At 47.5% G+C, this 316-nt stretch carries 1 protein-coding gene; it reads left to right on the top strand.

What is annotated here, in order from left to right; all coding sequences use genetic code 11:
* The coding region (locus ACLI09_RS18095; protein WP_411421044.1) for a hypothetical protein at window positions 1-316 on the top strand (316 nt) is incomplete at both ends.

Genomic DNA, 316 nt, shown 5'->3' with positions numbered 1-316 from the left:
TATACCGGCAGCGGGAGGCTGTGGCGATGTAACCGATACCGCAACCATTACCATTACTAAACTGCCAGTTGCAGACTTCCAGTATGAGTTTGATACATTCTGTACAAACTACGAAGCGTTTGCGCCAATAGCTGTTGGCGGTGGTGTTATGGGTACCTTCACGGTAGATGTTCCGGGCCTTGCTATAGACCCTGCTACGGGTATTATAACTCCTGAGAACAGCCTAGAAGGCACATATATAGTTACAAATACAGTTGCACCGGCTAATGGCTGTACACCGGCTCCGGTTAGTTTTACCATTACCGTTAAAACAAGC

Source organism: Flavobacterium sp. RHBU_24, from assembly GCF_046613695.1.
Taxonomy (GTDB): Bacteria; Bacteroidota; Bacteroidia; order Flavobacteriales; family Flavobacteriaceae; genus Flavobacterium.
The sequence above is the reverse complement of the archived record's forward strand: the minus strand, read 5'-3'. Positions and strand labels throughout refer to the sequence as shown.